The sequence below is a fragment of the Stenotrophomonas sp. LARHCG68 genome (genome assembly GCF_052871705.1).
The window spans coordinates 234,708-257,886 of record NZ_JBIXJV010000002.1 but is presented as its reverse complement, the minus strand read 5'-3'; the positions used below and the strand labels follow the sequence as shown (position 1 = coordinate 257,886).

The 23,179-nt window shown below is 68.9% G+C and carries 27 protein-coding genes; 19 read left to right on the top strand and 8 right to left on the bottom strand.

Annotation, left to right across the window (positions count from 1 at the left end; genetic code table 11):
* Window positions 1-75: 75 nt before the first annotated feature.
* Window positions 76-618 carry an AAA family ATPase gene (locus ACIPR8_RS08680; protein ID WP_446540758.1) on the bottom strand — a complete coding sequence of 181 codons (543 nt, stop codon included), beginning with the start codon at window positions 616-618 and terminating at the stop codon, window positions 76-78.
* A 79-nt stretch (window positions 619-697) separates the two neighbouring features.
* Between ACIPR8_RS08680 and ACIPR8_RS08675 the strand changes: the two genes are divergently transcribed.
* The 3 genes from ACIPR8_RS08675 (at window position 698) to ACIPR8_RS08665 (ending at window position 2,540) form a co-directional block, all read left to right on the top strand.
* On the top strand, window positions 698-1,699 hold the full coding sequence (locus ACIPR8_RS08675; protein ID WP_446540757.1) for a hypothetical protein: 1,002 nt from the start codon (window positions 698-700) through the stop codon (window positions 1,697-1,699).
* Between the two features lie 75 nt (window positions 1,700-1,774).
* On the top strand, window positions 1,775-1,900 hold the full coding sequence (locus ACIPR8_RS08670) for a hypothetical protein (RefSeq protein ID WP_263863695.1): 126 nt from the start codon (window positions 1,775-1,777) through the stop codon (window positions 1,898-1,900).
* Window positions 1,901-1,916: 16 nt separating this feature from the next.
* Window positions 1,917-2,540, top strand: a complete 624-nt coding sequence (locus tag ACIPR8_RS08665; RefSeq protein ID WP_446540756.1) for a TetR/AcrR family transcriptional regulator — start codon at window positions 1,917-1,919, stop codon at window positions 2,538-2,540.
* A 15-nt stretch (window positions 2,541-2,555) separates the two neighbouring features.
* On the opposite strand, the gene ACIPR8_RS08660 is transcribed toward ACIPR8_RS08665, so the two are convergent.
* The gene (locus ACIPR8_RS08660) at window positions 2,556-2,993 is read right to left on the bottom strand and encodes a winged helix-turn-helix transcriptional regulator (protein WP_313253068.1); all 438 of its coding nucleotides are present in this window, start codon (window positions 2,991-2,993) and stop codon (window positions 2,556-2,558) included.
* A gap of 102 nt (window positions 2,994-3,095) precedes the next feature.
* On the opposite strand from ACIPR8_RS08660, the gene ACIPR8_RS08655 reads away from it, so the two are divergent.
* From ACIPR8_RS08655 to ACIPR8_RS08645, 3 genes are all read left to right on the top strand, one after another.
* Window positions 3,096-4,331, top strand: coding sequence for an MFS transporter (locus ACIPR8_RS08655; RefSeq protein ID WP_446540755.1), 1,236 nt, complete (start codon window positions 3,096-3,098; stop codon window positions 4,329-4,331).
* Window positions 4,332-4,437: 106 nt separating this feature from the next.
* Window positions 4,438-5,097 (top strand): glutathione S-transferase family protein, encoded by a 660-nt coding sequence (locus ACIPR8_RS08650; protein WP_446540754.1) that lies wholly within the window; start codon window positions 4,438-4,440, stop codon window positions 5,095-5,097.
* A 146-nt stretch (window positions 5,098-5,243) separates the two neighbouring features.
* Window positions 5,244-5,759 carry a hypothetical protein gene (locus tag ACIPR8_RS08645; RefSeq protein WP_446540753.1) on the top strand — a complete coding sequence of 172 codons (516 nt, stop codon included), beginning with the start codon at window positions 5,244-5,246 and terminating at the stop codon, window positions 5,757-5,759.
* Between the two features lie 107 nt (window positions 5,760-5,866).
* Here ACIPR8_RS08645 and ACIPR8_RS08640 read toward each other — a convergent pair whose 3' ends face one another.
* A complete protein-coding gene (locus ACIPR8_RS08640) occupies window positions 5,867-6,832 on the bottom strand; it encodes an HPP family protein (RefSeq protein WP_313253059.1) in 966 nt (321 codons plus the stop codon).
* A 197-nt stretch (window positions 6,833-7,029) separates the two neighbouring features.
* Here ACIPR8_RS08640 and ACIPR8_RS08635 point away from each other — a divergent pair, with 197 nt between their 5' ends.
* The 5 genes from ACIPR8_RS08635 to ACIPR8_RS08615 all read left to right on the top strand — a co-directional run bounded on the left by ACIPR8_RS08635 (window position 7,030) and on the right by ACIPR8_RS08615 (window position 12,067).
* Window positions 7,030-7,830, top strand: a complete 801-nt coding sequence (locus ACIPR8_RS08635) for a hypothetical protein (protein WP_446540752.1) — start codon at window positions 7,030-7,032, stop codon at window positions 7,828-7,830.
* A 115-nt stretch (window positions 7,831-7,945) separates the two neighbouring features.
* The gene (locus ACIPR8_RS08630; protein ID WP_446540751.1) at window positions 7,946-8,641 is read left to right on the top strand and encodes a TorF family putative porin; all 696 of its coding nucleotides are present in this window, start codon (window positions 7,946-7,948) and stop codon (window positions 8,639-8,641) included.
* A gap of 246 nt (window positions 8,642-8,887) precedes the next feature.
* Window positions 8,888-9,784, top strand: coding sequence for a LysR family transcriptional regulator (locus ACIPR8_RS08625; protein WP_192286880.1), 897 nt, complete (start codon window positions 8,888-8,890; stop codon window positions 9,782-9,784).
* 236 nt (window positions 9,785-10,020) lie between these two features.
* Window positions 10,021-11,067, top strand: coding sequence for an NAD(P)-dependent alcohol dehydrogenase (locus ACIPR8_RS08620; protein ID WP_446540750.1), 1,047 nt, complete (start codon window positions 10,021-10,023; stop codon window positions 11,065-11,067).
* Window positions 11,068-11,083: 16 nt separating this feature from the next.
* Window positions 11,084-12,067, top strand: coding sequence for an aldo/keto reductase (locus ACIPR8_RS08615; protein WP_446540749.1), 984 nt, complete (start codon window positions 11,084-11,086; stop codon window positions 12,065-12,067).
* A 16-nt stretch (window positions 12,068-12,083) separates the two neighbouring features.
* On the opposite strand, the gene ACIPR8_RS08610 is transcribed toward ACIPR8_RS08615, so the two are convergent.
* Window positions 12,084-12,374: a hypothetical protein gene (locus ACIPR8_RS08610; RefSeq protein ID WP_446540748.1), complete on the bottom strand. Its 291-nt coding sequence runs from the start codon at window positions 12,372-12,374 to the stop codon at window positions 12,084-12,086.
* A 198-nt stretch (window positions 12,375-12,572) separates the two neighbouring features.
* Between ACIPR8_RS08610 and ACIPR8_RS08605 the strand changes: the two genes are divergently transcribed.
* From ACIPR8_RS08605 to bioD, 3 genes are read left to right on the top strand one after another with little or no spacing between them, the layout of a single operon-like run.
* Window positions 12,573-13,118, top strand: coding sequence for a M23 family metallopeptidase (locus ACIPR8_RS08605; RefSeq protein WP_446540747.1), 546 nt, complete (start codon window positions 12,573-12,575; stop codon window positions 13,116-13,118).
* 46 nt (window positions 13,119-13,164) lie between these two features.
* Window positions 13,165-14,457: an adenosylmethionine--8-amino-7-oxononanoate transaminase gene (bioA, locus tag ACIPR8_RS08600; RefSeq protein ID WP_446540746.1), complete on the top strand. Its 1,293-nt coding sequence runs from the start codon at window positions 13,165-13,167 to the stop codon at window positions 14,455-14,457.
* Window positions 14,454-15,104, top strand: a complete 651-nt coding sequence (bioD, locus tag ACIPR8_RS08595; protein WP_446540745.1) for a dethiobiotin synthase — start codon at window positions 14,454-14,456, stop codon at window positions 15,102-15,104. Before bioA ends, bioD begins: the two co-directional genes overlap by 4 nt.
* A gap of 48 nt (window positions 15,105-15,152) precedes the next feature.
* On the opposite strand, the gene ACIPR8_RS08590 is transcribed toward bioD, so the two are convergent.
* Window positions 15,153-17,492, bottom strand: a complete 2,340-nt coding sequence (locus ACIPR8_RS08590; protein ID WP_446540744.1) for a membrane-bound PQQ-dependent dehydrogenase, glucose/quinate/shikimate family — start codon at window positions 17,490-17,492, stop codon at window positions 15,153-15,155.
* Between the two features lie 119 nt (window positions 17,493-17,611).
* Here ACIPR8_RS08590 and ACIPR8_RS08585 point away from each other — a divergent pair, with 119 nt between their 5' ends.
* The 3 genes from ACIPR8_RS08585 to ACIPR8_RS08575 all read left to right on the top strand — a co-directional run bounded on the left by ACIPR8_RS08585 (window position 17,612) and on the right by ACIPR8_RS08575 (window position 20,104).
* Entirely contained in the window at window positions 17,612-18,643 is a 1,032-nt protein-coding gene (locus ACIPR8_RS08585) for an SPFH domain-containing protein (protein WP_446540743.1), read from the top strand.
* Window positions 18,643-19,863, top strand: coding sequence for a hypothetical protein (locus ACIPR8_RS08580; RefSeq protein WP_446540742.1), 1,221 nt, complete (start codon window positions 18,643-18,645; stop codon window positions 19,861-19,863). The genes ACIPR8_RS08585 and ACIPR8_RS08580 overlap by 1 nt, the downstream gene beginning before the upstream one ends.
* Before the next feature lie 115 nt (window positions 19,864-19,978).
* Window positions 19,979-20,104 carry a hypothetical protein gene (locus tag ACIPR8_RS08575; protein ID WP_263863694.1) on the top strand — a complete coding sequence of 42 codons (126 nt, stop codon included), beginning with the start codon at window positions 19,979-19,981 and terminating at the stop codon, window positions 20,102-20,104.
* 68 nt (window positions 20,105-20,172) lie between these two features.
* Here the strand turns inward: ACIPR8_RS08575 and ACIPR8_RS08570 are convergent, their stop codons facing one another.
* The gene (locus ACIPR8_RS08570; RefSeq protein ID WP_132863211.1) at window positions 20,173-20,532 is read right to left on the bottom strand and encodes a DUF1428 domain-containing protein; all 360 of its coding nucleotides are present in this window, start codon (window positions 20,530-20,532) and stop codon (window positions 20,173-20,175) included.
* A gap of 308 nt (window positions 20,533-20,840) precedes the next feature.
* Here ACIPR8_RS08570 and ACIPR8_RS08565 point away from each other — a divergent pair, with 308 nt between their 5' ends.
* The gene (locus tag ACIPR8_RS08565) at window positions 20,841-21,851 is read left to right on the top strand and encodes a hypothetical protein (protein WP_446540741.1); all 1,011 of its coding nucleotides are present in this window, start codon (window positions 20,841-20,843) and stop codon (window positions 21,849-21,851) included.
* A 63-nt stretch (window positions 21,852-21,914) separates the two neighbouring features.
* Here the strand turns inward: ACIPR8_RS08565 and ACIPR8_RS08560 are convergent, their stop codons facing one another.
* Entirely contained in the window at window positions 21,915-22,304 is a 390-nt protein-coding gene (locus ACIPR8_RS08560) for a DUF6165 family protein (protein WP_313253720.1), read from the bottom strand.
* Window positions 22,305-22,435: 131 nt separating this feature from the next.
* Between ACIPR8_RS08560 and ACIPR8_RS08555 the strand changes: the two genes are divergently transcribed.
* On the top strand, window positions 22,436-22,852 hold the full coding sequence (locus ACIPR8_RS08555; RefSeq protein WP_132863213.1) for a hypothetical protein: 417 nt from the start codon (window positions 22,436-22,438) through the stop codon (window positions 22,850-22,852).
* Between the two features lie 113 nt (window positions 22,853-22,965).
* On the opposite strand, the gene ACIPR8_RS08550 is transcribed toward ACIPR8_RS08555, so the two are convergent.
* Window positions 22,966-23,163: a heavy-metal-associated domain-containing protein gene (locus tag ACIPR8_RS08550; RefSeq protein WP_192286870.1), complete on the bottom strand. Its 198-nt coding sequence runs from the start codon at window positions 23,161-23,163 to the stop codon at window positions 22,966-22,968.
* Window positions 23,164-23,179 lie beyond the last annotated feature (16 nt).

Below are 23,179 nucleotides of genomic sequence, written 5' to 3'. Positions count from 1 at the left end.
ACGCCGGCGTGGCAGGTACAACGCAGCGGCCGGGCAGATGCCCGGCCTTTGTGTCTTCCGCGCAAGGCACGGCCGTCAGGGTGCCGGTTCGCGGGCCAGCCCCTCGATTTCATAGAAGCGCTGCAGTTGCCGCGTGTTGGCCAGTTTCAGCTTGGGCAGGGCGATGCCTTCGAACAACTGGTCGTAGCGGCGCCGGTGGGGCGGGGTGACGATGGCGATGTGGTGCAGCATCGCCCACTTCACCGTGTCCTGGTTGCCGGCCAGCGCACCATGGCGATTGCGTTCGAACCAGCTGCGGCGGAAGTAGCGCAGCAGGCTGGTGCGGGTGGGCAGGTCGAGCAGGATGAACCCGGTGGCGCGCGCCAGCCGCGCCGGCAGGCAACGGCTGTAGTTGCCGTCCATGACCCAGCGCTCCTGCGCGATGGCGTCGGCATGCAGCTGCAGGAAGTCGGCCTCCGGCCGCGGCTGCCAGTCGGTGTGTGGCAGGTGGAAGAGCTGATCCAGGTGGACCGCCTGCAGCTGCCGGTGGCGCGCGATGGCCACGGCCAGCGTGGATTTGCCGCTGTTGGAAGGGCCCAGGACGCAGATGCGCGGGCCGAGGTCGGCGAGCGTGGTCATGGGCCGATTATGCCGGCAGTGCCCGGACACGCGGGCGACGGCCGCCGCTTATCATCGGGCGTGGACAGGGAGGATGGCTGTGATTGGACGACTGAAGCGCTTGTTCGCCAGGCCCGAGGCCGCGCGGCCCGCTGCACGGATGGCGCGCGTGCCGGTACACATGCACTGGTTCGACGGGACCGCGCTGCCAATCCCGGACTGGCAGCGCGTGCAGCAGGAAGTGGCGCAGGACATCGACGATGCCGACGCCCACGTGTTCTGGACGTCCGCCGCGCATGCCTGGCTGCAGGCGCTCAACGCAGCGCTTGGCGAGCATTACGGCATCCATGAGTCGCAGGACTTCCTGCTGCTGTCGAACCTGCAGGAGCGGCCGGCCCAGGTGTTCCTGGCGACCTGCCAACGCATGCTGGCACGGATCAACCGCAGCCTGGGCGCGCTTGCGGTGGAGGGCGGCCACGGCAAGTACGTGGTGATGGTGTTCGATGACCCGGACGACTATTACACCTACATCGGCCACTACTACCCCGACGAGGGCGAGTACGCGATGTCCTCGGGCATGTTCATCCAGGCCGGCTACGGCCACTTCGTGATGCCGCTGGAGAACATCGACGCGATGGAGCCGGTGATCGCGCACGAGCTGACCCATTGCCTGCTGCAGCACCTGCCGATTCCCGCCTGGTTGAACGAAGGGCTGGCGGTGAACACCGAGTACACCCTGTTCCCGCACCTGGCCGCGCCGGGTGCGCAGATGTACTTCCCGCACGAGATTGCCGCCCAGCACGCGGCGTACTGGGACGCGGTGAGCATCCAGACGTTCTGGTCCGGAAAGTCGTTCCTCGCCGTCGACGAGGGCAACCGGCTGTCCTACGACCTGGCACGCAAGATCACCGCGCTGGCAGCCAACGACGAGCCGGCATTCCGCGCGTTCGTGGCGGCGGCGCAGCGGGACGATGCCGGCCTGGCGGCCGAAGCCCGCCTGGGCTATCCGGTCGGCAACCTGGTCCAGGCGGTGCTGGGGGAGGGCGACTGGGAGCCACGGCCGGACGCCTGGCGGGAAGGTACCGAGCGCGGTCAGTTCTGAGCCCCGCTCCTGCCGGGCATGCGTTGAATGCAACATGTGTTGTATATTGCCGGCACCCCTTCCGGAGCCGGCGCCATGTCTTCCTTCCTGCAGCTGTTGTTCGGCGGCAACATGATCAGCGGGACGCTCAAGGCGGCGGCCTGGATCATGGCGTTCTGCGTGGCCGGCGGCCTGCTGGTGCAGTCGGTGCTCAACGGCTGAGCAGTGGCGTGCGCGCATGCGCGCGCACCAATCACCGCACCGCGAGCTGCCGTTGAATACCCCGACCAAACGCACCGCCCGCCGCCGGGCCGCCGGGCGTCCGCCCGGCACCGACAACTCCCGCGAGCGGCTGCTCGAACTGGCGCGCGACGCTTTCGCCAGCCGGGGCTACGAGGCCACCAGCCTGCGCGCGATCGCCGCGGCCGGCGAGGTCAATGCCTCCACGCTGATCCATTACTTCGGCTCCAAGGAAGGCCTGTACGCCGAAGTGGTGGCGGGCATCGCGCCGCTGACCGCGGACTTCGTCGCGGCATTGGCGTCCGGCGCCGATGGGCGCAGCCTGGTCACGCATTACCTGCAGATGTGGGAGAACCCGGAGGGCGCCGATGCGCTGCGCGCGGTGATGCGTACCGCGCTGGCGTCACCGACGGGGATGGCGGTGTTCCGCCAGACCCTGACCACCGGCATCCTCAAGGCCGGCCATGCGCGCTCGCCGCTGCAGATGGAGTTGTTGATGTCGCACCTGTGGGGGATCGGCCTGAGCCGCTACTTCACGCAGTTGCCGGCGTTGTCGCAGGCCAGCATCCGCACGATCGCCGAGACGGCTGGGCCCGTGCTGGACCAGTACCTGGCCCGCTGAGCCGGCCCCCGGCCTTCAGCCGATCTTCTTCACCCGCGTGCCGGACGCCGGCAGTGCGTTGCCGTCAGCAGCCCGCGGTGCCATGTAGGGCACCGGCTTGCCGGTGTGGTTGTCGAGCAGCTGCGAATGACGCTCGCCCCGCATGAACAGGTGGCGCTCGCCCCATTGGCGCAGGGCGACCACCACCGGGAACAGCTGCTCGCCCTTCGCGGTAAGGACGTATTCCTGGTACGCGCTGCCATCGGAGGCGGCGCGGGTGGCCAGGATGCCGGCGTCAACCAGCTTGCGCAGCCGGTCGCTGAGGATGTTGCGGGCCACGCCGAGGCTGCGCTGGAAGTCGCCGAAGCGGTGCATGCCGTCGAAGGCATCGCGCACGATCAGCAGCGACCAGCGGTCGCCGATGAGGTCGACGCTGCGTGCGACCGGACAGGGCTGGGGCGTGGGGGTGCTCATCGATGGATTCCACGGGGGACTGCACGGCATTGTAGTTGCATTTCGAAACCATGGTGGCTAGCATCCATCTGGTTGCAATATGCAACTGGATGGATGCGGTGCATGCCTGCCCTGCCAACCCCCTGCCCGGACGGGTGCCGTTCGCCCGCCGCTGTGATGTCGCCGGCCCTGGTTGGGCTGCTGGCGGTCGCCAGTGGCATGAGCGTGGCCAACGTCTATTACGCGCAGCCGTTGCTGGATGCACTGGCGGCCACGTTCTCGATCTCCCATGCGGCCGTGGGCGGGGTGGTCACCGCGACGCAGCTGGGCTGCGCGCTGGCGCTGGTGGTACTGGTGCCGCTGGGTGACCGCATGGAGCGGCGCCGCCTGATGCTGGTGCAGGCCGCACTGCTGGTGATGGCGCTGGGCTGGGTGGCGTTGGCCCGCGGCCCTGCCGCCCTGCTGGCGGGCATGCTGGCGGTGGGCATGCTGGGCACGGCGATGACACAGGGGCTGATCGCCTATGCCGCCAGTGCGGCGACGCCCGGCGAGCAGGGGCGGGTGGTCGGGGCGGCGCAGGGCGGTGTGTTCGTGGGCCTGCTGCTGGCACGGGTGTTCGCCGGGGCGGTCAGCGATGCCTGGGGCTGGCGCGGGGTATATGCCAGCGCGGCGGCCCTGATGCTGGTGATGGCATTGCTGCTGTACCGGCGGTTGCCGGGACAAGCGCCCGCCGCGCAGGGAATGGCGTACGCGCGCCTGCTGGGCTCGATGGGGCAACTGCTGCGGCGTGACCGCACCCTGCAGGTGCGCGGTGTGCTGGCGTTGCTGATGTTTGCCGCGTTCAACGTGTTCTGGACGGCGCTGGTGCTGCCCTTGAGTGCAGCCCCTTACGGGTACTCGCATACGCAGATCGGTGCGTTCGGGCTGGTGGGCGCGGTGGGCGCGCTGGCCGCCGCGCGCGCGGGCCGTTGGGCCGACCGCGGCCGGGCACAGGCCACCACGGCGCTGGCGTTGCTGCTGCTCGTGCTGGCGTGGTGGCCGTTGTCGTGGATGCCGGCCTCGCTGTGGGCGCTGGTGGCCGGCATCGTGTTGCTGGACATGGGCGGGCAGGCACTGCACGTGACCAACCAGAGCCTGATCCTGCGCGGGCAGGCACAGGCCGCCGGGCGCCTGGTGAGCCTGTACATGCTGTTCTACGCGGTGGGGAGCGGCCTGGGCGCCATCGCCACCACCGCCACCTACGCACGCTTTGGCTGGAACGGCGTCTGCGCGCTGGGCGCGGCCATCAGCTGCGCCGCGTGGCTGTTCTGGTGGCTTACCCGCGACACACTCCCCGGATCCACGACCGAGTCATCCTGACGGATGCGCATGCGCCCCCGCGCGCGGATGAGCGCCTGGCCGGCACTTGTGCGGTGGTGCATGCGGGCTTACAACGCGCAATCACTGGATGCCGGGAGATGGGCCGATGTCGCTGGTGCTCTATGGTCACCCGTTCTCCTCGTACACGCAGAAGGTGCTGATCGCGCTGTACGAGAACGCCACGCCGTTCACCTTCCGCAGCCTGGGCCCGGAGACGCCGGAGCACGTCAGCCAGTGGTTGCAGCACTGGCCGCTGGCCAAGTTCCCGTTGCTGCTCGATGGCGATCGTGACGTGGTGGAAACCAGCATCATCATCGAGTACCTGCAGCTGCGGCATGCCGGCGCGGTACGGCTGATCCCGGACGACCCAATGCAGGCGCTGGCGGTGCGGTTCATGGACCGCTTCTTTGACCTGCACGTGATGAGCCCGGTACAGCAGGCGGTGGCCGGTGCACTGAGCGGTGACCCGGCGCGGCGCGCGCAGGCGCATGCCGATGCCGCGCAGAAGCTGGAACGGGCCTACGGCTGGGTCGAGGGCCGGCTGCAGGACGGCGCATGGGCCTGCGGCAGCGCGTTCAGCCTGGCCGACTGCGCCGCTGCGCCCGCGCTGTTCTACGCCGACTGGACCACGCGCATCGCCGACCGCTATCCCGCGTTGCAGGCCTACCGCGCCCGCCTGCTGGCGCGTCCCTCGTTCGCGCGTGCGGTGGAGGAAGCGCGGATCTACCGGCATCTGTTCCCGTTGGGTGCGCCGGACCGCGACTGATCCGGCGACGGCGGTGGCCGCCGACGATGCGCGGTGTCACCCACGCCGGCGACACGCTGAAGGCGACACCGGCCGACCGGACGGGTGGTGTATCGGCCACGCATGCGGCAGGATCGGTCCCTGCAATCAATCGCAAGGAGCACCGCATGGCAATGACGATCCACCGATATGCACTTGGGCTGGTCTGCGTGATCGGCCTGGCCGCGTGCACGCAACCGGCAGCACCTGCTGCGCCGGCCACGCCTGAAGCACCTGCGCCGGCACCGGAAGCGCCGGAAGCCGGCACCAAGCCCGCGCCCAATGCAACGGTGGTCCATGAGGCGCCGGGCCAGGCGCCGCAGGGCCACGCCTGCATGATCGCCGGCGAGTTCAACGTGCTGGGGAAAACCATCCGCTCGCGCGACTGCGTGCAGACCACCGGTGCGTCCAGCGAAGCCGAACTCAAGCGCATGTGCGAGGGATTGGCGCAGACCTCGGCGCAGATGGGAGGCAAGGCCGGCCAGATCACCTACATGGACGCCTGCCCGTCGCCATCGCAGGGCAGCTGCAAGCAGCTGTTCGGCCACCCATTCGATGGCTACTACTACGAGCGCTCCGCCGAAGACCTGGCGGTGCTGCCGGACAGCTGCGCCCAGGGCGGCGGCCGGTGGTCCGGCGGTTGACGCCTGCCGGCAGGGATCAGGCCGTGGTCACCTGCGGTGTTGAAACAGGGACGGCACGACCGGCGTGGCGTCGCTACGGCGCCGGTTGACCGGTTACGCGCGGGCGCTCAGTCTTCCCGCGCCTTGCTCCAGCGCCCGCCATCGTCGGGCGCCACCTCGAAGCGCGCCCATTGGCGCAGTTCCGCGGCACTGGCGTGGCCGATGCTGCCGATGCCGTCACCGGCCACCACCGCGTACACCAGCCGGTCGGAGGACGGGCCGTCCAGCGCCGGCGTCACCGCGATGCGGCGCACGCTCCAGGCGCGGCCCAGCCGGCCATTGCTGTAGTAGCGGCCCGGCGTGATCGCGGCCGGATGCAGGGTGTCGCGCTCGGCGTGCTGCTTGGCCAGCTCCAGCAGCTCGGTGAGGTTCTCGTCGGTGATGTCGACGAAGGAGTTGAGTTGGCCGATCGCTGCGTGGAAATCCTCCTGGGTCAGGTCCACCCGGCGTTGCAGTGGGACGACCGCCGCCGCGCGCGGTTGCCGGCGATGCAGGTGCACCGGGTAGCGCCGCCAGGCGAAGCAGGCATTGAACGCCACCGCGGCGAGCAGGATGGCCGCCACGTTGATCGCCACGGGCGTGAGCAGGTACTGGTAGCCCAGCGCGTGCACGTCGCTGCCACCGATCACCGCGGCCAACGCGGTGGCACCCCCGGGGGGATGGATGCAGCGCAGGTAATGCATCGCGCCGACCGCCAGGCCCACGGCCACCGCACCGGTCCAGGCATGGTCCGGTGCCAGCATCTGGCAGGTGACGCCGATGAAGGCCGAGAACAGATGTCCGGCCAATACCGGCCACGGTTGCGACAGGGCACCGTGCGGGACCGCGAACACCAGCACCGCCGAGGCACCCATCGAGGCGAGCAGGATGGCACCGCCGGCATTGCCGCGGAAACCGTGCGGGAAACACCAATGGGTGAGCTGGTAGACCACCAGGATGCCGAGCAGTGCGCCCAGCGCGGAGATCCACTTCTCGCCATGCCCGGTCTGGTTGCGCTCGATGCTCAACCAGCTGCGCAGGGAATGCAGGGGCACGGGGAAGGATTTCATCACGGCGGGGCAGGGGGCGGGCGCGCAATTCTGCACCGAAGCCGTCCCGCAGGGTGATGCCGAACCGGGCCGGATCGACATCGCGCTGATGTGGATTGGTTGTAGCGATATGCGTCCAGCGGATAAGCCGGCGCGTAGCGGCTACGATGGGGCATGGAAATGATGCTGGATCGTGGTGGGCGATGATTCCCGGACCCCTGATTTCGTGGCAGATGCTGCTGTTGATGTTCGTGCTGCCGACGCTGGGGCTCGGGTTGGCGGTGGCCTTGGCGGGTTATGCGGGGTGGTACTTCCTGGCCAGGAGGGGCAGCATCGCGGCGTTCTTCAGTTGGAAGGTGCGGCTGTGGAGCGTGCTGGCGGTGGTTCTGTGTGGCTGGGCGGTCGTCGTGGTGGTGAAGCTGCACCAGATCGACCGGCAGATCGCGCTCCAGGACTGGTACAAGCAGCGCCGCCGCAGCTTCCTGCTTGACCGGGACTTCCAGTACGGCGAGTTGCAGGTGCCACGCGGCACCCTGGTCAATCGCTATGACCCGTTCGACAACGGTGAGCCGCAACGGCCGGTGGAGCTGCGCGGGCTGGACCGGCTGCGCTTTCCGCAGCCCGTGCAGGTGGCAGGCGCGTGGGCCACCCAACTGGAAACCTCGGCCACCCGCGTGACCCTGGCAGGTGACCAGCGCATCGGCCCGGTGTACCGCTTCGACGGCGACAGCGGTGATTACGTGCTTGACCCCGATGTACCGCACCTGGACTGCAAGGCCGGTGACGATGCGTGGTTCAACGTGCCCTTGATCGACTACGACATCGTGGCCGAGTTCGCCGTCGGCGAGCCGGACGGCGCACAGGCGCGTTTCAAGCCCAGCCAGTGGCAGTTGCTGCGCTGTGGGCCGCCGGAGGATCCGATCCGGATGCTGCCTGCCTTCCAGGCACCGGGGCCGAGGGGCGCGCAGGACCCGGTGTTCCTTGAAGCGGGTGCGGCGCCCTGAGGTTTTATGCGGATTTGATGGCGGCGGACGGTCATCGCCATCGCGGGTTTACGCGAGGGAAAACCACACTTTCCGGGTCGCCGCGCAGGGTGCGCGGTCCTTCCCGGAAAACCCCATGAAACCTTCGATCCTCCCGCTGCCGATCCTCGTGGCAGCCACCTTCGGCTGCAACCCGGATGCCTTCGCTGCCACCATCAGCGGCAATGCGACGCTGACCAGCGATTACGTGTGGCGCGGTTCCTCCCAGACCCAGGGCGATGCGGCCGTACAGGCGGGCTTCCGTGTTGCCGCAGCGGAGGGGCTGTACGCCGCGGTGTCCGGCTCCAACGTCGAGTTTTCCCCGCAGGTGCACGCCAGCAGCGAGCTGGATGTCAGCGTGGGCTGGGCGGGCGCACTGTCCCCGGAGTGGAGCATCGATGCCAACCTGCTGCATTACCGCTATCCGGCCACGACCGTGGACCTGAACTGGACCGAGCTCAACACGACGGTGACCTGGCGGCGCGACTACTGGCTCTCACTGGGCTGGTCAACGCAGGCGTTGGGGACCCCGCAGGATGGCCTGTACAGCCAGCTGGGCGCGCGCTGGCCGGTGAACGAGCGGCTGCGGCTTGAAGCCATGGCCGGCTACTACGCGTTGCAGGACGCGCGCGGCGGTGGTTATGCGCATGGGCAGCTCAATGCGATCTGGAGCGTGGTGACGCCGCTGGAGGTGCGGCTGAGCGTGCATGGCACCGATCGCCATGCACGTGCGTTGTTCGGGGATGATCTCGCCGGCACGCGTTGGGAAATGGCGGTGCAGGGAGCATTCTGATCGAGGCGCGGTGGAGCGACCCCTCCCCAACCCTCCCCTTGCTGTCGCAAAGGGAGGGGGCGGTTGTGCATGGTCCGAACGCATGCAGCACAGCCCCGCCGTTGCCCCCTCCCTTGCACCGCAGGTGCAGGGGAGGGCTGGGGAGGGGGGCTTTGCTGTTGCTTCGTTTCTGCTCCCTGCCCGTGCTCCGCATTGCAGGCACCGCGTACCGCGCCCAAGATGGGGCACCACGTTTCCGGTGCCCCCATGTCCCGCGACAACCTCAACGACCTGCTGGCCTTCGTCACCATTGCCCGGGAAGGCAGCTTCACCCGTGCGGCGGCACAGCTCGGCGTGTCGCAGTCGGCGCTCAGCCACACCATGCGCGAGCTGGAGGCACGGCTGGGCATCCGCCTGCTGACCCGCACCACCCGCAGCGTGTCGATGACCGAGGCCGGCGAGCATCTGTACGAATCGGTGGCACCGCGGCTGGAGGACATCCAGGCCGAGCTGGCGATGATGGGCCAGTTCCGCGATACGCCGGTCGGCACGGTGCGCATCAATACCACCGGCCATGCCGCCGACCTGTACGTCTGGCCGCGGTTGTCGTCGATGCTGCCGCAGTACCCGCAGCTGAAGGTGGAAGTGGCGGTGGACTATGGCCTCACCGACATCGTCGCGCAGCGCTTCGACATCGGCATCCGCCTCGGTGAACACCTGGCGCGCGACATGATCGCGGTGCCGGTCAGCCCGCCACAGCGCATCGCGGTGGTGGCCACGCCGGCGTACTTCGCCACGCATGGCATCCCGCGTACACCGCAGGAGCTGGTCACGCACAACTGCATCGGCATGCGCCTGCCCACCCATGGCGGCCTGCTGCCCTGGGAGTTCGACCGCGATGGCGTGCAGTACAAGTCACGCGTGGAAGGGCAGTGGATCTTCAACGGCAGTGCCCCGGCACTGCGCGCGGCGCTGGCCGGCGTGGGCCTGGCCTACCTGCCCGAAGACCTGATGCACGAGCACCTGGCCACCGGTCGCCTGCAACGGGTGCTGGAGGATTGGTGCGAGCCCTACGACGGCTACTACGCGTACTACCCCAGCCGCCGCCAGGCCTCGCGGGCCCTGCAGGTCGTGATCGAGGCCCTGCGCCACCCCGCAGGGTAGGCGCGCCGTGGCCGCGCAGCACGCTGCATCGCCAATCAACACGCGCTCAGACCGTCATCCCAACCGTGATCGCATGAACCCCGCCACGGCTCGTACCCCGGCTTCGCGGCCAAGGCCGCTCCTGCCGGGATTGATGAGCGGTGCTCATTACCGCATCCCGCGGTCGTGACTTAATCCGTCACGGTCGGCTGCCTAGACTGTCGGCCTTGCTTCGTTCCCCGCTACAGGATGCCCGCATGAAGACCTTCGGCTACGCCGCCTACGACACCACCTCGCCGTTGGCCCCCTACGCCTTCGAGCGCCGCACGCTGCGTGGCAATGACGTGGCAATGGAAATCATCTACTGCGGCGTCTGCCACTCGGACCTGCACACCGCGCGCAACGACTGGGGCTGGAGCTACTACCCGATCGTGCCGGGCCACGAGATCGTCGGCCGGGTGATCGAGGTCGGCCCCGATGTCAGCCGCTACAAGGTCGGCGACCACGTGGCGGTGGGCTGCATGGTCGACAGCTGCATGGAATGCGACCAGTGCCACCGTGGCGAGGAGCAGCTGTGCCGCCAGGGCATGGTGGGCACCTATGCCGGGGCCGACCGCATCAGCGGGGAACCGACCCAGGGCGGCTACGCCAAGCATCTGGTGGTGCGCGAGGAGTTCTGCCTGCGCATGCCCAACGGGCTGGACCTGTCGCGCGCCGCGCCGCTGCTGTGCGCCGGCATCACCACCTGGTCGCCGCTGCGCCACTGGAACATCGGTCCCGGCAGCCGCGTCGGCGTGATCGGCCTGGGTGGCCTGGGCCACATGGCGGTGAAGCTGGCCGTCGGCCTGGGCGCGGACGTCACCGTGCTCAGCCGCAGCCCGGGCAAGCGTGCCGACGCGCTGGCGCTGGGCGCCGACCGCCTGCTGGTGTCCGAGGACGCCGAGGCCATGGCGCAGGCGGCGTCCGCGTTCGACCTGATCATCGATACCGTGCCGGTCAAGCATGCGCTGGACCCGTACCTGCCGCTGCTGGACGTGGACGGCACGCTGGTGATCGTCGGCCAGATCGGGCCGATGGATGAAACCAGCACGGTGCCGCTGCTGCTGGGCCGCCGTCGCATCGCCGGCTCGCCGATCGGCGGCATCCGCGAGACCCAGGAACTGCTGGATTTCTGCGCGAAGAAGAACATCCTGCCGGACTGCGAGATGATCCGCATGGACGAGATCAACCATGCCTTCGAGCGCATGGAGAAGTCCGATGTCCGCTACCGCTTCGTGATCGACATGGCCTCGCTGGCCGCCTGATCGCAGGGATAGCCGCATGCGCACGCGTGTACTTGGAAACAGCGGGCTGGAAGTCTCCGCGCTGGGCCTGGGCTGCATGGGGCTGACCCATGCCTACGGCCAGCCGGTGCGCACCGCCGACGGCATCGCGTTGCTGCGCGCGGCCTTCGAGCGTGGCGTGACCTTCTTCGATACCGCCGAGGTCTACGGCCCGTATACCAACGAGGACCTGCTCGGGCAGGCCCTGGCGCCCATCCGCGAACAGGTGGTGATCGCCACCAAGTTCGGCTTCCGCGATGCCGACGGCAACAAGGGCGTGGACAGCCGGCCGCAGACCATCCGTGCCGTGGCCGAGGCCTCGCTCAAGCGCCTGCGCACCGACCGCATCGACCTGTTCTACCAGCACCGCGTCGACCCGGCGGTGCCGATGGAGGACGTGGCCGGCACCGTGCGCGAGTTGATCGCCGAGGGCAAGGTGAAGCACTTCGGGCTGTCCGAAGCCGGCGCGGATTCGATCCGCCGCGCGCATGCGGTGCAGCCGGTGGCGGCGCTGCAGAGCGAGTACTCGTTGTGGTGGCGCGAGCCGGAGCAGGAGATCCTGCCGCTGCTGGAGGAACTGGGCATCGGCTTCGTGCCGTTCAGTCCGTTGGGCCGGGGCTTCTTGACGGGCGCGATGGATGCGAGCACCCCCTTCGAGGCGAGCGACTTCCGCAGCCGCCTGCCACGCTTCTCGGAGGAAAGCCGGCGCGCCAACGCCGGCCTGCTGGAGGTGATCGCCCGCCTGGCCGCGGCAAAGGGCATCACCCCGGCGCAGATCGCGTTGGCCTGGCTGCTGGCGCGCAGGCCGTGGATCGTGCCGATCCCGGGTACGACCAAGCTGCACCGCCTGGAAGAGAACATCGCCGCCACGACGGTGGCGCTGGACGCGGCCGAGATGGCGGACATCACCGGCGCGCTGGACGCGATCACCGTGGTCGGCGAGCGCTATCCGCAGCAGTTGCAGCGCGTGACCGGACGCTGAGATCGCAGCGGGGGCGTCATTGAACGCCTCCCTCCACGCCGGGCCGGGGGCGGCGGGCACGCGCCAGGCGTTTGACCTGGCAGTCCGCGCCCGCCGTTGCCATGACATGCACGGCCAGCATCACCAGCACCTTGACGGCATCCAGTCCGCTGCTGGCCAGCCATGCCCCCAGCAACGCCATGAAGCACATCACGGCGATGAAATCGAACGCCAGCCGGGACACCGCGCCGGTCACCACCAGTACCAGGAAGTAGCCGGCGCTCGACAACACCCATGTGCTGGACAGCAGTTCGTACGGTGCGGGCATGGCCGACGGCAGTGACGCGGCGTGATGCCGCGCACCCAGAATCCGGTCGTTGCGTGAGCGCTGCATGGGGCGAAGGTGAAGTGGAAGAGAAGTGGCGCCACTGCGTCACGAAACCACTTCAAACCCTGCGCGAAACGTTGGCCGTGGCTGCCTGCATGCTGCTAGCGTTGTGGCCTTCGATCAATCGCAGGGATGGGCATGAAGCGTTCGTGGGGGTGGCGGTTGCTGGCGTGCGCGCTGCTGCTCGGCGGCGGCGCGTGGCTGTGGAAGCAGCCGTTCGCGATCATCGCGCGCGAAGGCTGGCGGCTGTCACGGCTGCCGGCACCGCACGCCATCGCCGTCCCGGTGCAGGGCATCGGTGCGCGGCAGATCGCGGCCACGTTCGGCGCGCCCCGCGGGCGTGACCGCACGCACCAGGGCGTGGACATCTTCGCCGCACGGGGAACCCCGGTGCGGGCCGCCACCGAAGGCGTGGTGCTCAGCGTGCGCGACCGCGGCCTGGGCGGCAAACAGGTCTGGTTGCTGGGCCCGGCCGGGCAGCGCCATTACTACGCACACCTGGACGGCTGGGCACCGGGGCTGGCGGCCGGTGACGTGATCCGGACCGGCCAGGTGCTGGGCATCGTCGGCGACACCGGCAACGCCAAGGGCACGCCGCCGCACCTGCATTACGGCATCTACGGGCCGGACGGCGCGCTGGATCCGCTGCCGTTGATGCATGCAGCCAACCCCGCCAAGCGGTAAGGTACGCCCCCTGCAAGCCGCCCCCCGCGCGGCATGAGTCGCAACGATGGTGATTGACCAATTCGACCGGGACCACCTGTGGCACCCCTACAGTTCGCTGGGCAGCCCGGTGCCGGTGCTCAAGGTGGCGCGCGCCGACGGCGTGCTGCTGCAGCTGGAAGACGGCCCGCAGCTGATCGACGGCATGGCCTCGTGGTGGTGCGCCATCCACGGCTACAACCATCCGGTGCTGAACGCGGCCGCGGTCGAGCAGCTGGGGCAGATGTCGCACGTGATGTTCGGCGGGCTCACCCACGCGCCGGCGATCGCGCTGGGCAAGCTGCTGCTGCAGATCGTGCCGCAGCCGCTGGATGCGATCTTCTACGCCGACTCCGGCTCGGTGTCGGTGGAAGTGGCGCTGAAGATGGCCATCCAGTACCAGGCCGCGCGCGGGCGCCCGGGCAAGAACAACATTGCCACCACGCGCTCGGGCTATCACGGCGACACCTGGAACGCGATGTCGGTATGCGACCCGGTCACCGGCATGCATGGCCTGTTCGGCAGTTCGTTGCCGTCGCGCTGCTTCGTGCCAGCGCCGCGCACGCCGTTCGACGGCACCTGGGACCCGGCCGACATCGCGCCGGTCGCGGCGCTGTTCGCCGAACGTGCCGACGAGTTGGCCGCCTTCATCATCGAGCCGGTGGTGCAGGGCGCCGGCGGCATGCGCTTCTATCACCCGCAGTACCTGCGTGAGCTGGCGCGGCTGTGCCGTGAATACGACGTACTGTTGATCTGCGACGAGATCGCTACCGGCTTCGGCCGTAGCGGCCGCCTGTTCGGCTGCGAGCATGCCGGCATCACCCCGGACATCCTGTGCATCGGCAAGGCGCTGACCGGCGGTTACATGACGATGGCCGCCACGCTGACCCGGCGCGAGATCGCCGACGTGATCGCCGCCGGTGATCCGGGCGTGTTCATGCATGGCCCGACGTTCATGGCCAACCCGCTGGCCTGCGCGGTGGCGCTGGCCTCCACGCAGTTGCTGCTGTCGCAGGACTGGCAGGGCCGGGTGGGCGCGATCGAGGCCACCCTGCGCGAGCGGCTGGCACCGGCGCGCGCGCTGCCGCAGGTGGCCGACGTACGCGTGCTGGGTGCGATCGGCGTGATCGAACTGAAGGCCGCGGTGCGGCTGGAGCGCATCCAGCAGCGCATGCTGGAACAGGGCATCTGGATCCGTCCGTTCGGGCGGCTGGTGTACGTGATGCCGCCGTACGTGATCAGCGACGCGCAGCTGCAACAGCTGTGCGACGGCATGGTCGCGCTGGTGGCGGGACTGGAAGCGGAGGACCTGCGCGCATGAGCGGCAAAGTGGTATTCGTCAGCGGCATCGACACCGAGATCGGCAAGACCGTGGTCACCGGCTGGCTGGCCCGGCAATGGGCCGAGCAGGGCGAGGACGTGATCACCCAGAAGCTGGTGCAGACCGGCTGCGTGGGGGCCTCCGATGACATCCTGCTGCACCGGCGCATCATGGGCACCGGGTTGTTCGAGGAGGACCGCGACGGCACCACCATGCCGGTGCTGTTCGCCTACCCTGCCTCGCCGCACCTGGCCGCGCGGCTGGAGCAGCGGACGCTGGACCTGGACGCCATCGAGCGTGCCACCGCGACGCTGGCCACGCGCTACGGCACAGTGCTGCTGGAGGGTGCCGGGGGGCTGATGGTGCCGCTCACCCAGCAGTTGCTGACCATCGACTACGTGGCGGAGAAGGGCTGGCCGGTGTTGCTGGTGACCTCGGGCCGGCTGGGCAGCATCAACCACACCCTGTTGTCGCTGGAAGCGCTGGCCGCACGCGGCATCGCGCTGCACGGCGTGGCCTGGAACAGCCGTGATGACAGCACCGACGAAGTGATCGCGGCCGACAGCCGCAACTTCATCCGTCAGTGGGTGCAGGCGCGCTTCCCGGACGCGGCCTGGTATGACGTGCCGCGGATCGACCTGGGCTGACGCTGCCCGGTCCCTCTCCCGTAGCCGGGAGAGGGCATGCGCCCGGGGCTATTTCTTCAGCTTGTAGGCCAGCACGTAGTCACCGGCCTTGGTGCCGGTGGAACCGTGTCCGCCGGCCACCAGCAGCACCACTTGTTCGCCCTGGCTGTCCAGGTAGGTCATCGGGGTCGCCTGCCCGCCGGCGGGGATGCGCACGTTCCACAGCACCTTGCCGGTGGCCAGGTCATAGGCACGGAAGTTGTCGTCCGTGGCCGCGCTGAGGAAGGCCACGCCGGTGGCGGTCAGCATCGGTCCACCGATGCCGGGCACGCCGATACGGACCGGCAGCGGGACCGGTGACAGGTCCTGGATGGTGCCGTTGCGGTACTGGTAGGCGATCGTGCCGGTGCGCAGGTCGGCCGCGACCACCGTGCCCCACGGCGGCACCTGGCAGGGCACGCCGATCGGCGACATGAAGGGCGTCATCTCCACCGCGTAGTCGGCGCCCTTGTTCTCGTTGAGCCCGTGCTCGCCCTTGTTCATCTGGCGGCCGCTGGTTTCATGCTTGGGCACCAGCCGCGAGACGAAGGCCAGGTAGGTCGGCATGCCGAACATCACCTGGCGACGCGGGTCCACCGCCACGCTGCCCCAGTTGAAGGTGCCGAAGTTGCCCGGGTAGATCAGGCTGCCCTGCAGCGTCGGCGGGGTGTAGCGGCCGTCGTAGCGCAACGAGCGGAACTGGATGCGGCACAGCATCTGGTCGATCAGGCTGGCGCCCCACATGTCCGCTTCGCGCAGCGCCGGCGGCTCGAAGCTCAGGCTGGAGTAGGGCTGGGTCGGCGCGGTGGTCTGCCCGGGGATGTCCACGTGGCGCGATGCCGGGCGCTGTCCGACCGGCAGCAGCGCGCTGCCGTCGCGGCGGTCCAGCACGTATACGTCACCCTGCTTGGTCGGCTGCACCAGCGCCGGCGTGCGCCCCTGCGGCAGGTCCAGGTCCAGCAGCACCGGTTGTGCCGGGGTATCCATGTCCCACAGGTCGTGGTGCACGAACTGGTGTACCCAGCGCGCCTGGCCGGTGGCGATGTCCAGCGCCACCACCGAGGAGGCGTACTTCTCCTCGGCCGGGGTGCGGTACATGCCCAACTGGTCGGGCGTGCGGTTGCCCATCGGGAAATAGGCCAGCCCCAGCGCCTCGTCGGCGCTGGCCACCGCCCAGCTGTTCGGCGAGCTGGGACGGTAGACCTGTGCGGGATCGTTGGGGTCGAGCGGGGCGGTCTGCTCCGGGTTGCCGGAGTCCCAGTTCCACTGCAGCTGGCCGCTGTGCACGTCGTAGGCGCGGATCACACCGGAAGGCGAGTTCACCGCGTAGTCGTCGTTGACCGCGCCGGCGACGATCACCTTGCCGCCGGCAATCAACGGTGGCGAGGTCGAGTAGTAATAGCCGGCCTGCTTGAACGGCATGTTGTGGGTAAGGTCGAGCACGCCGTTGTCGGCGAAGTCGCTGCAGTGCTGGCCGGTGCGGGCATCGAGGGCATGCAGCTTGGCATCGGCGCTGGGCAGGAACACGCGCGCGGCGCAGGCGGTGGCCGCGGTGACGCCGGGCGCGGGCGGGTCGACGAAATAGGACAGGCCGCGGCAGGTCTGGTGCTGGCGCTGTGGTTCCATGCCCGCCCCCGGATCGAAGCGCCAGCGTTCCTTGCCGGTATCGGCGTCCAGTGCGATGGCCAGGCTGTGCGGCGTGCACAGGTACAGCGTGTCACCGATCTTCAGCGGCGTGACTTCATACGTGGTTTCACCCACGTCGTCGGGGCCGCGGAGGTCGCCGGTGCGCATCTGCCAGGCCAACTGCAGCTGGCCGACGTTTGCCGGGGTGATCTGCGTCAGCGGCGAGAACCGCTGGCCGTAGCCGCTGCGCCCGTAGGCCTGCCACTCACCGTCCGGTTGCGGGGCATCGCCGAGCGCGGCGTCCGCGTTGACGATGGCCATCGGCAGCGTGCCGCGTGTCTCGTGCAGGTGACGGGGGATGCCGGCGAAGGCGACCGCGGCCACCAGCAACGCCGCCAGCAGCACCGGCGCGCCGGACGGCCCGGTATAGCCGTGCCGGCTGGACCGGCGGGCCGCCGGCAGCGCGATCAGCAGCCCGAGCAGGGCCGGCACGCCAAGCCGGGTGGCCAACGGCCACCAGTACAGCCCGGCCTCCCACAGCGACCAGGCCAGCAGTACCAGCAGCCAGCCGGCATACAGCCAGCTCGCCCAGCGGCGGTGCCGCCACAGGCCCCAGGCCACGGCCAGCAGCACCAGGCCACTGAACAGGTAGAACGGGCTGCCGCGCAGGGACAGCAGCCAGGCACCGCCGATGGCCAGTGCCAGTCCGAACAGGGTGGTCAGCAACAGCGTGAGGATCCGCATGGCAGGTTCCGGCGGCCGGGAGAGTGGTGCCATGGTGCGCCGCGGGATGTCTGCATGGCGTCATGTTGGTTTGTCCGTGCTGGCCGTAGAATCGAGCCTTCGTCGACCGGGGAACCGCCATGAGCATTCTGGACTTCATCAAGAAGGAACTGATCGAGATCATCGAATGGACCGATGACTCGCGTGACACGCTGTCCTACCGCTGGCCCGATGACGACCGCCAGATCAAGAACGGCGCGCAGCTGATCGTGCGCGAATCGCAGATGGTGCAGTTCGTGGCCGCCGGCCAGTACGCCGACCTGTTCGGCCCCGGCAAGCACACCCTGAGCACCCAGAACATCCCGGTGCTGTCCACCATCCTGGGCTGGAAGTACGGCTTCGAGTCGCCGTTCAAGTGCGATGTCTACTACCTCAACACGCGCCTGTTCACCGGCAACAAGTGGGGCACCGCCAACCCGGTGATGATGCGCGATGCCGACTTCGGCGTGGTGCGCCTGCGCGCGTTCGGCACCTACGATTTCCGTATCGTCGACCCGCCAAAATTCCTCAAGGAAGTGGCCGGCACCGACCAGAACTTCCGCCTGGACGAGTTCGCCGACACCATGCGTTCGCGCATCGTCAGCGTGTTCACCGAGGCACTGGCCACGGCCAAGGTGCCGGCGCTGGACGTGGCCTCGCGCTACAGCGAGCTGGGCGACGCGCTGCTGCCGATCATCAACCCGGCCATGACCGGCAAGTACGGCATCGAGATCACCAGCTTCGTGCTGGAGAACGTGTCGGTGCCGCCGGAGGTGGAGAAGGCCATCGATGCGCGCTCGAGCATGGGCGTGGTCGGCAACCTCAACGATTACGTCAAGTTCCAGATGGGCAGCGCGATGGGGTCCGGCGGCGACGCCTCGGCCGCGGTGCCGGCGCAGATGGCGGTGGGCTTCGGCATCGCGCAGGAAATGATGCGCGGCATGCAGTCGCCGGCCGCCGATGCCGGCGCCCCGGCGCTGGACGTGCTGACCCCGGAACAGGCCGCGCAGGCGTTGTCGGTGTCGGTGGAGGACGTGATGGCCGCCATCGCCGCCGGTGACCTGAAGGCGCGCAGGATCGGCAACGCCACCCGCATCGCCCGTTCGGCACTGGAAGAGTTCCTGCGCGGCTGATGAACAACGCAACGGTGGGCAAACATCCCTGCCCGGAATGCGGCGGGGATCTGCAATGGAATGCCGCCAAGCAGGCGCTGGTCTGCCCGTACTGCGGCACCGTCGTGCCGCTGTCCGAGGCCGCGCAGGGTGATGGCGATGGCAGCGCCGGCGTGGTCGAGCTGGACCTGCTCCAGGCCCTGGCGCGGATGCAGGCCGATGCCGCCACGCAGCCGCCACCGCCACCGCTGCCGCTGCCGCAGGACGGCAAGGGCCCGGGGGGCGTGCTCGGCATGCTGCAGAGCATGGCCGCCACGCCACCGGCGCAGCGTGGTTACGGTACGCAGCCGCGCGAGGTGCAATGCCAGAGTTGCCATGCGATCTCGGTGTTCGTCGATGGCAAGGTCGCCGACCGCTGCGAGTTCTGCGGCTCGCCGCAGATCATCGCCCACGAAACGCTCGGCGATGCGATCACCCCGCAGAGCGTGCTGCCGTTCCGCATCAGCGACGGCCAGGTGCGTGATGCGATCCGCGCGTGGTACGGCACGCGCTGGTTCGCGCCCAACCGGCTCAAGACCGCCGCGCTGACCGATACGCTCAAGGGCATGTACCTGCCGTACTGGACCTTCGATGCACACGTGGCCGCGCAGTGGACGGCCGAGGCCGGCTACCACTACTACGTGACCGTCAGCTACCGCGATTCGCAGGGCAACACCCAGACCCGCCAGGAGCAACGCACCCGCTGGGAGCCGGCCGCCGGTTCGCTGCAGCATTTCTTCGACGACGAACTGGTGCCCGGCACCGTGGGCGTGCACCCGGCGTTGCTGCAGAAGATCGGCCAGTTCCCGACCACCACCGACCTGAAGCCGTACACGCCGGAGTTCGTGCGCGGCTGGACGGTGGAGCGTTACCAGGTGGACCTGCGCCAGGCCGCGCAGCGTGGGCAGGCACAGATGCAGGAGCAGACCCGCGCGCTGTGCGCCGAACAGGTGCCCGGCGATACTCACCGCAACCTGCAGGTGCGCGCTGACTACAGCAACCGTACCTTCAAGCACATCCTGGTGCCGGTGTGGCTGGTCAGCTACACCTACGGCTCGCGCAGCTTCCAGGTGTTGGGCAATGGCTATACCGGGCAGATCGCCGGTGAACGCCCCTACAGCGCATGGAAGATCTTCTTCGCGGTGGTGGCGGCGCTGGCGGTGTTGCTGGTGGTGGTCTACGTGCTCGGCATGCAGCAATGACGGCCAGCGACGGCGCGGGGGCTTGAAATCCCGTGCGGCATCCCCCATATCGGGTCAGTTGAAACGAGAAAGAGGGAGGCTCATGGAAGCCAACACGACTGGAAGGGTCCAGTGCATGAAGTGCAAGGCGGTGTACGCGCCGGTGATCAAGGTGCTGGAACGGGTCTGCCCGGAGTGCCTTTCGATCAAGACCGTAGCACTGCAGGCCAGCCAGCAGTCCCGCGCCAACGCCGGGGCCTGACCCGCCCGCCACGAGGTCCAAGGCCAGGCTGACGCCTGGCCTTTTTCATGGGCGCTGCCTGGTGGCCGTCACTGGCCCATGTGCAGCACCGGCAGGAACCCGCCGTACACCACGCGCTTGCCATCGAACGGCATCGGGTTGTTGGCCGGATCCATGCGCGGGTCCTCCATCATCCTGCGCATGCCGGCATCGCGGGTCTCCTTGTCCGGCCATTCGATCCACGAGAACACCACGGCCTCATCCGCGCCGGCCTGCACGGCGCGGTGGAAATCGGTGAGCTGGCCATGCGGCACGTCGTCGGCCCAGCACTCGGTCACGCGCAGCGCACCGTACTCGATGAACAGCGCATCGGCGAGCTTGGCATGGGCGATGAAGCGGTCCTTGTTGGCCTGCGGCACGGCGGCCAGGAAACCATCGACGTAGGACATGGGGCACCTCCTGCGGGGGACATCGGACGGTGGCCCGAGTATGCGCCGGCGGATGTTGCGCCCGCGCAAACGGGGCGGGCCTGCCGCGGCCGGATCGGCACGGGGTTGATCTTTGTCAGCCTGGCCGGCGCAGCGGCTGCGGACAATTCCCCCGTCCCCCCCGGGGGCGGGCGGGTCCGCTCAATGAACGTCCACGCCTGCCGCTATGGGGGGATGCCCTGTCCGGCCCGGTCGCCCACCGCCGCCGGACGCCCCCAACCCGACCCGGCGCCCGGCCCGCATGGCGCGCGCTCCTGCAAGGAACGACGATGCACCTCCCCCACCGCGCCGCGCTGGCCCTGGCCGCCCTGTGCATGCCGATGGCCGCGCTGGCACAGGACACCGCCCCGGCCACCCGCGTTTCCACCCAGATCTTCGTCAACGCCAGCCAGCTCGACCGTGATGGTGTCACCCGTGACGACGAAGGCCTGGCCGTCGACCTCAAGCGCACCTTCATCAACGTGGACCACCGTTTCAACGAGCGTTGGTCCATGCAGGTCACCACCGACCTGCAGTGGCTGCGCAACAGCCAGGCCAGCGACCTGTGGCTGCGCCACGCCTACCTGCAGCGCAGTTTCGGCAAGGGCAGCTGGCTGCGGCTGGGCAATGCGCCGTTGCCGTGGATCCAGCAGGAGTCGGCGCGCGAGGGGTTTCGCTACGTCGACGCCGGCCTGATCGCGCGGACCCGGATGGGGAGCACGGCCGATTACGGCGTGCACGGCCAGTACAGCCGCGGGGACCTGGTGTACGCCGCCTCGGTGGTGACCGGCGGCGGTTACCAGAAGCCGCGCCTGGGCCGGCGCGCGGATGTCGAGGCGCGGGTCGGATGGATGCCGGCCAAGGGCGTCGAGCTGGCGGCAGGCGGGTACCGTGGCACCCGTGCGCAGGATGCCGGCAACCGCCCGCGCGAACATACCGCGCAGCGCTGGAACGCGATGGCCAGTTGGGTGGGCGAGCGCGGCCGCGTTGGCGCGCAGTATTTCCACGCACAGGACTGGAACCGGATCACCCGGCCCGGCAGCGACGACCAGCGTGGCTGGTCGGCCTGGGCGAGCTACCGGTTGACGCCCGCCTACGCGCTGTTCGCCCGCCACGAGCAAACCCGCATGAGCCTGGACATCGACCCGCGCACGCGCGAGCGCTATGACCAGTTGGGCGTGGAGTGGAAGCCCAACGGCCACCTGCGCCTGGCGATGGTCGGCAAGCGCGTGGAGCAGCGCACCACCGGCCGCACGCTGGAAAGCCACGAAGCCGGCCTGTGGGCGCAGTTGGCGTTCTAGCGGAACCGCGCCCCTGTGCCGTCGGCGCAGGGGCGGGGAAGGGCATGCCCGCGTGGCGGGGGCTTATTCGCCCTGGTACTGCTTTTCTTCCACCAGCGCCGAGCCGGCGACGCGGTTGATCTCGTTCTTGACCACGATGCGCTCGCCGTTGGTGCCATAGACGCCACGCGCCAGGGTGATGAACTCGGCGCCGAAATCCTGCTGCGATTCCTTGGCGCGCAGGGCGTCCTGGATGTCCCACATGCGCTCGTTGATGGCCTTGAGCTGGTCCTTCAATGCCGCCAGCGCCGGGCGCGCGGCCTGCTGTTCCAGCCACAGCGGCCACAGGCCATCCAGTTCGGTGCGCACGTTGGCCAGCTTGCCGGCCTCGGTGATGCGCTCGGCCTTGATCTCCAGGATGGTGATCTTGTCGATCAGTTCGCCAATCGATACCGGGGTCAGCAGGGTCTGCACGTGGACATTCGCCATTTTCAGGGATGCGCCCATGATACCGCCCGGGGACAACGGTTACCGATGCACCGGTGTTGGCCCGGAGCGCATCGGGTTGCGCACAATGCGGGCCTGTTCATCCACCGGAGTGACCGATGCCGTTGCGTTCCTGTCTTGCAGTGCCACTGCTGCTGGTGGCGTGGGCGGCTTCGGCCAACGACGCCCGCCTGGATGGCGCGTGGGAGTTGCAGTCCGGTGAGTCCATCAATGCCGAAGGCGCGGTGGTCGACTACGCCAGCCTGAAGCTGGCCGGCACCAAGCTGCTGGCCGATGGCCGCTTCGCCTTCACCACGACCCGCGCCGGCACGTTCTGGGCGGGCGGCTCGGGCCGTTGGCAGGCCGAGGCGGGCCAGTACGTGGAAACCCCGCTGATGGCGTCCTACCCGCTGGAGAATGGAGGTACCTACACCTTCCGTTACACGCTGGAAGGCGACGTGTGGACGCTGGAACGCTGGGAAGGGCAGCGCCGGGTCGAGCGCGAAGTCTGGAAGCGCGCCCCCGCACAGCCGTAGACGCGGCCTCGGTGGGGAACCGGCAGCGCCCGAAGCATCATCCGCAAACAGCACCCCTTCCCAACCCTCCCCTTGCTGCGCAAAGGGAGGGGGCAGGGCGGTGCGTTCGGGGGTCAGCCCTCTACCTGCGGCGGGAAACCTGCTTCATCCAGGGCCTGGGTGAAACGCGCCAGCGGCTGCGCCGACTGGATCTGCACGGTCTTGCTGGGCAGGTCGATGTCCACCGTCGCGGCCGGATCGATGTCCTTCACCGTGGCGGTCACGCTGCGCGCGCAGCCGCCGCAGGTCATGCTTTCGATATGCAGTTTCATGGGGAGCTCCTGTGGA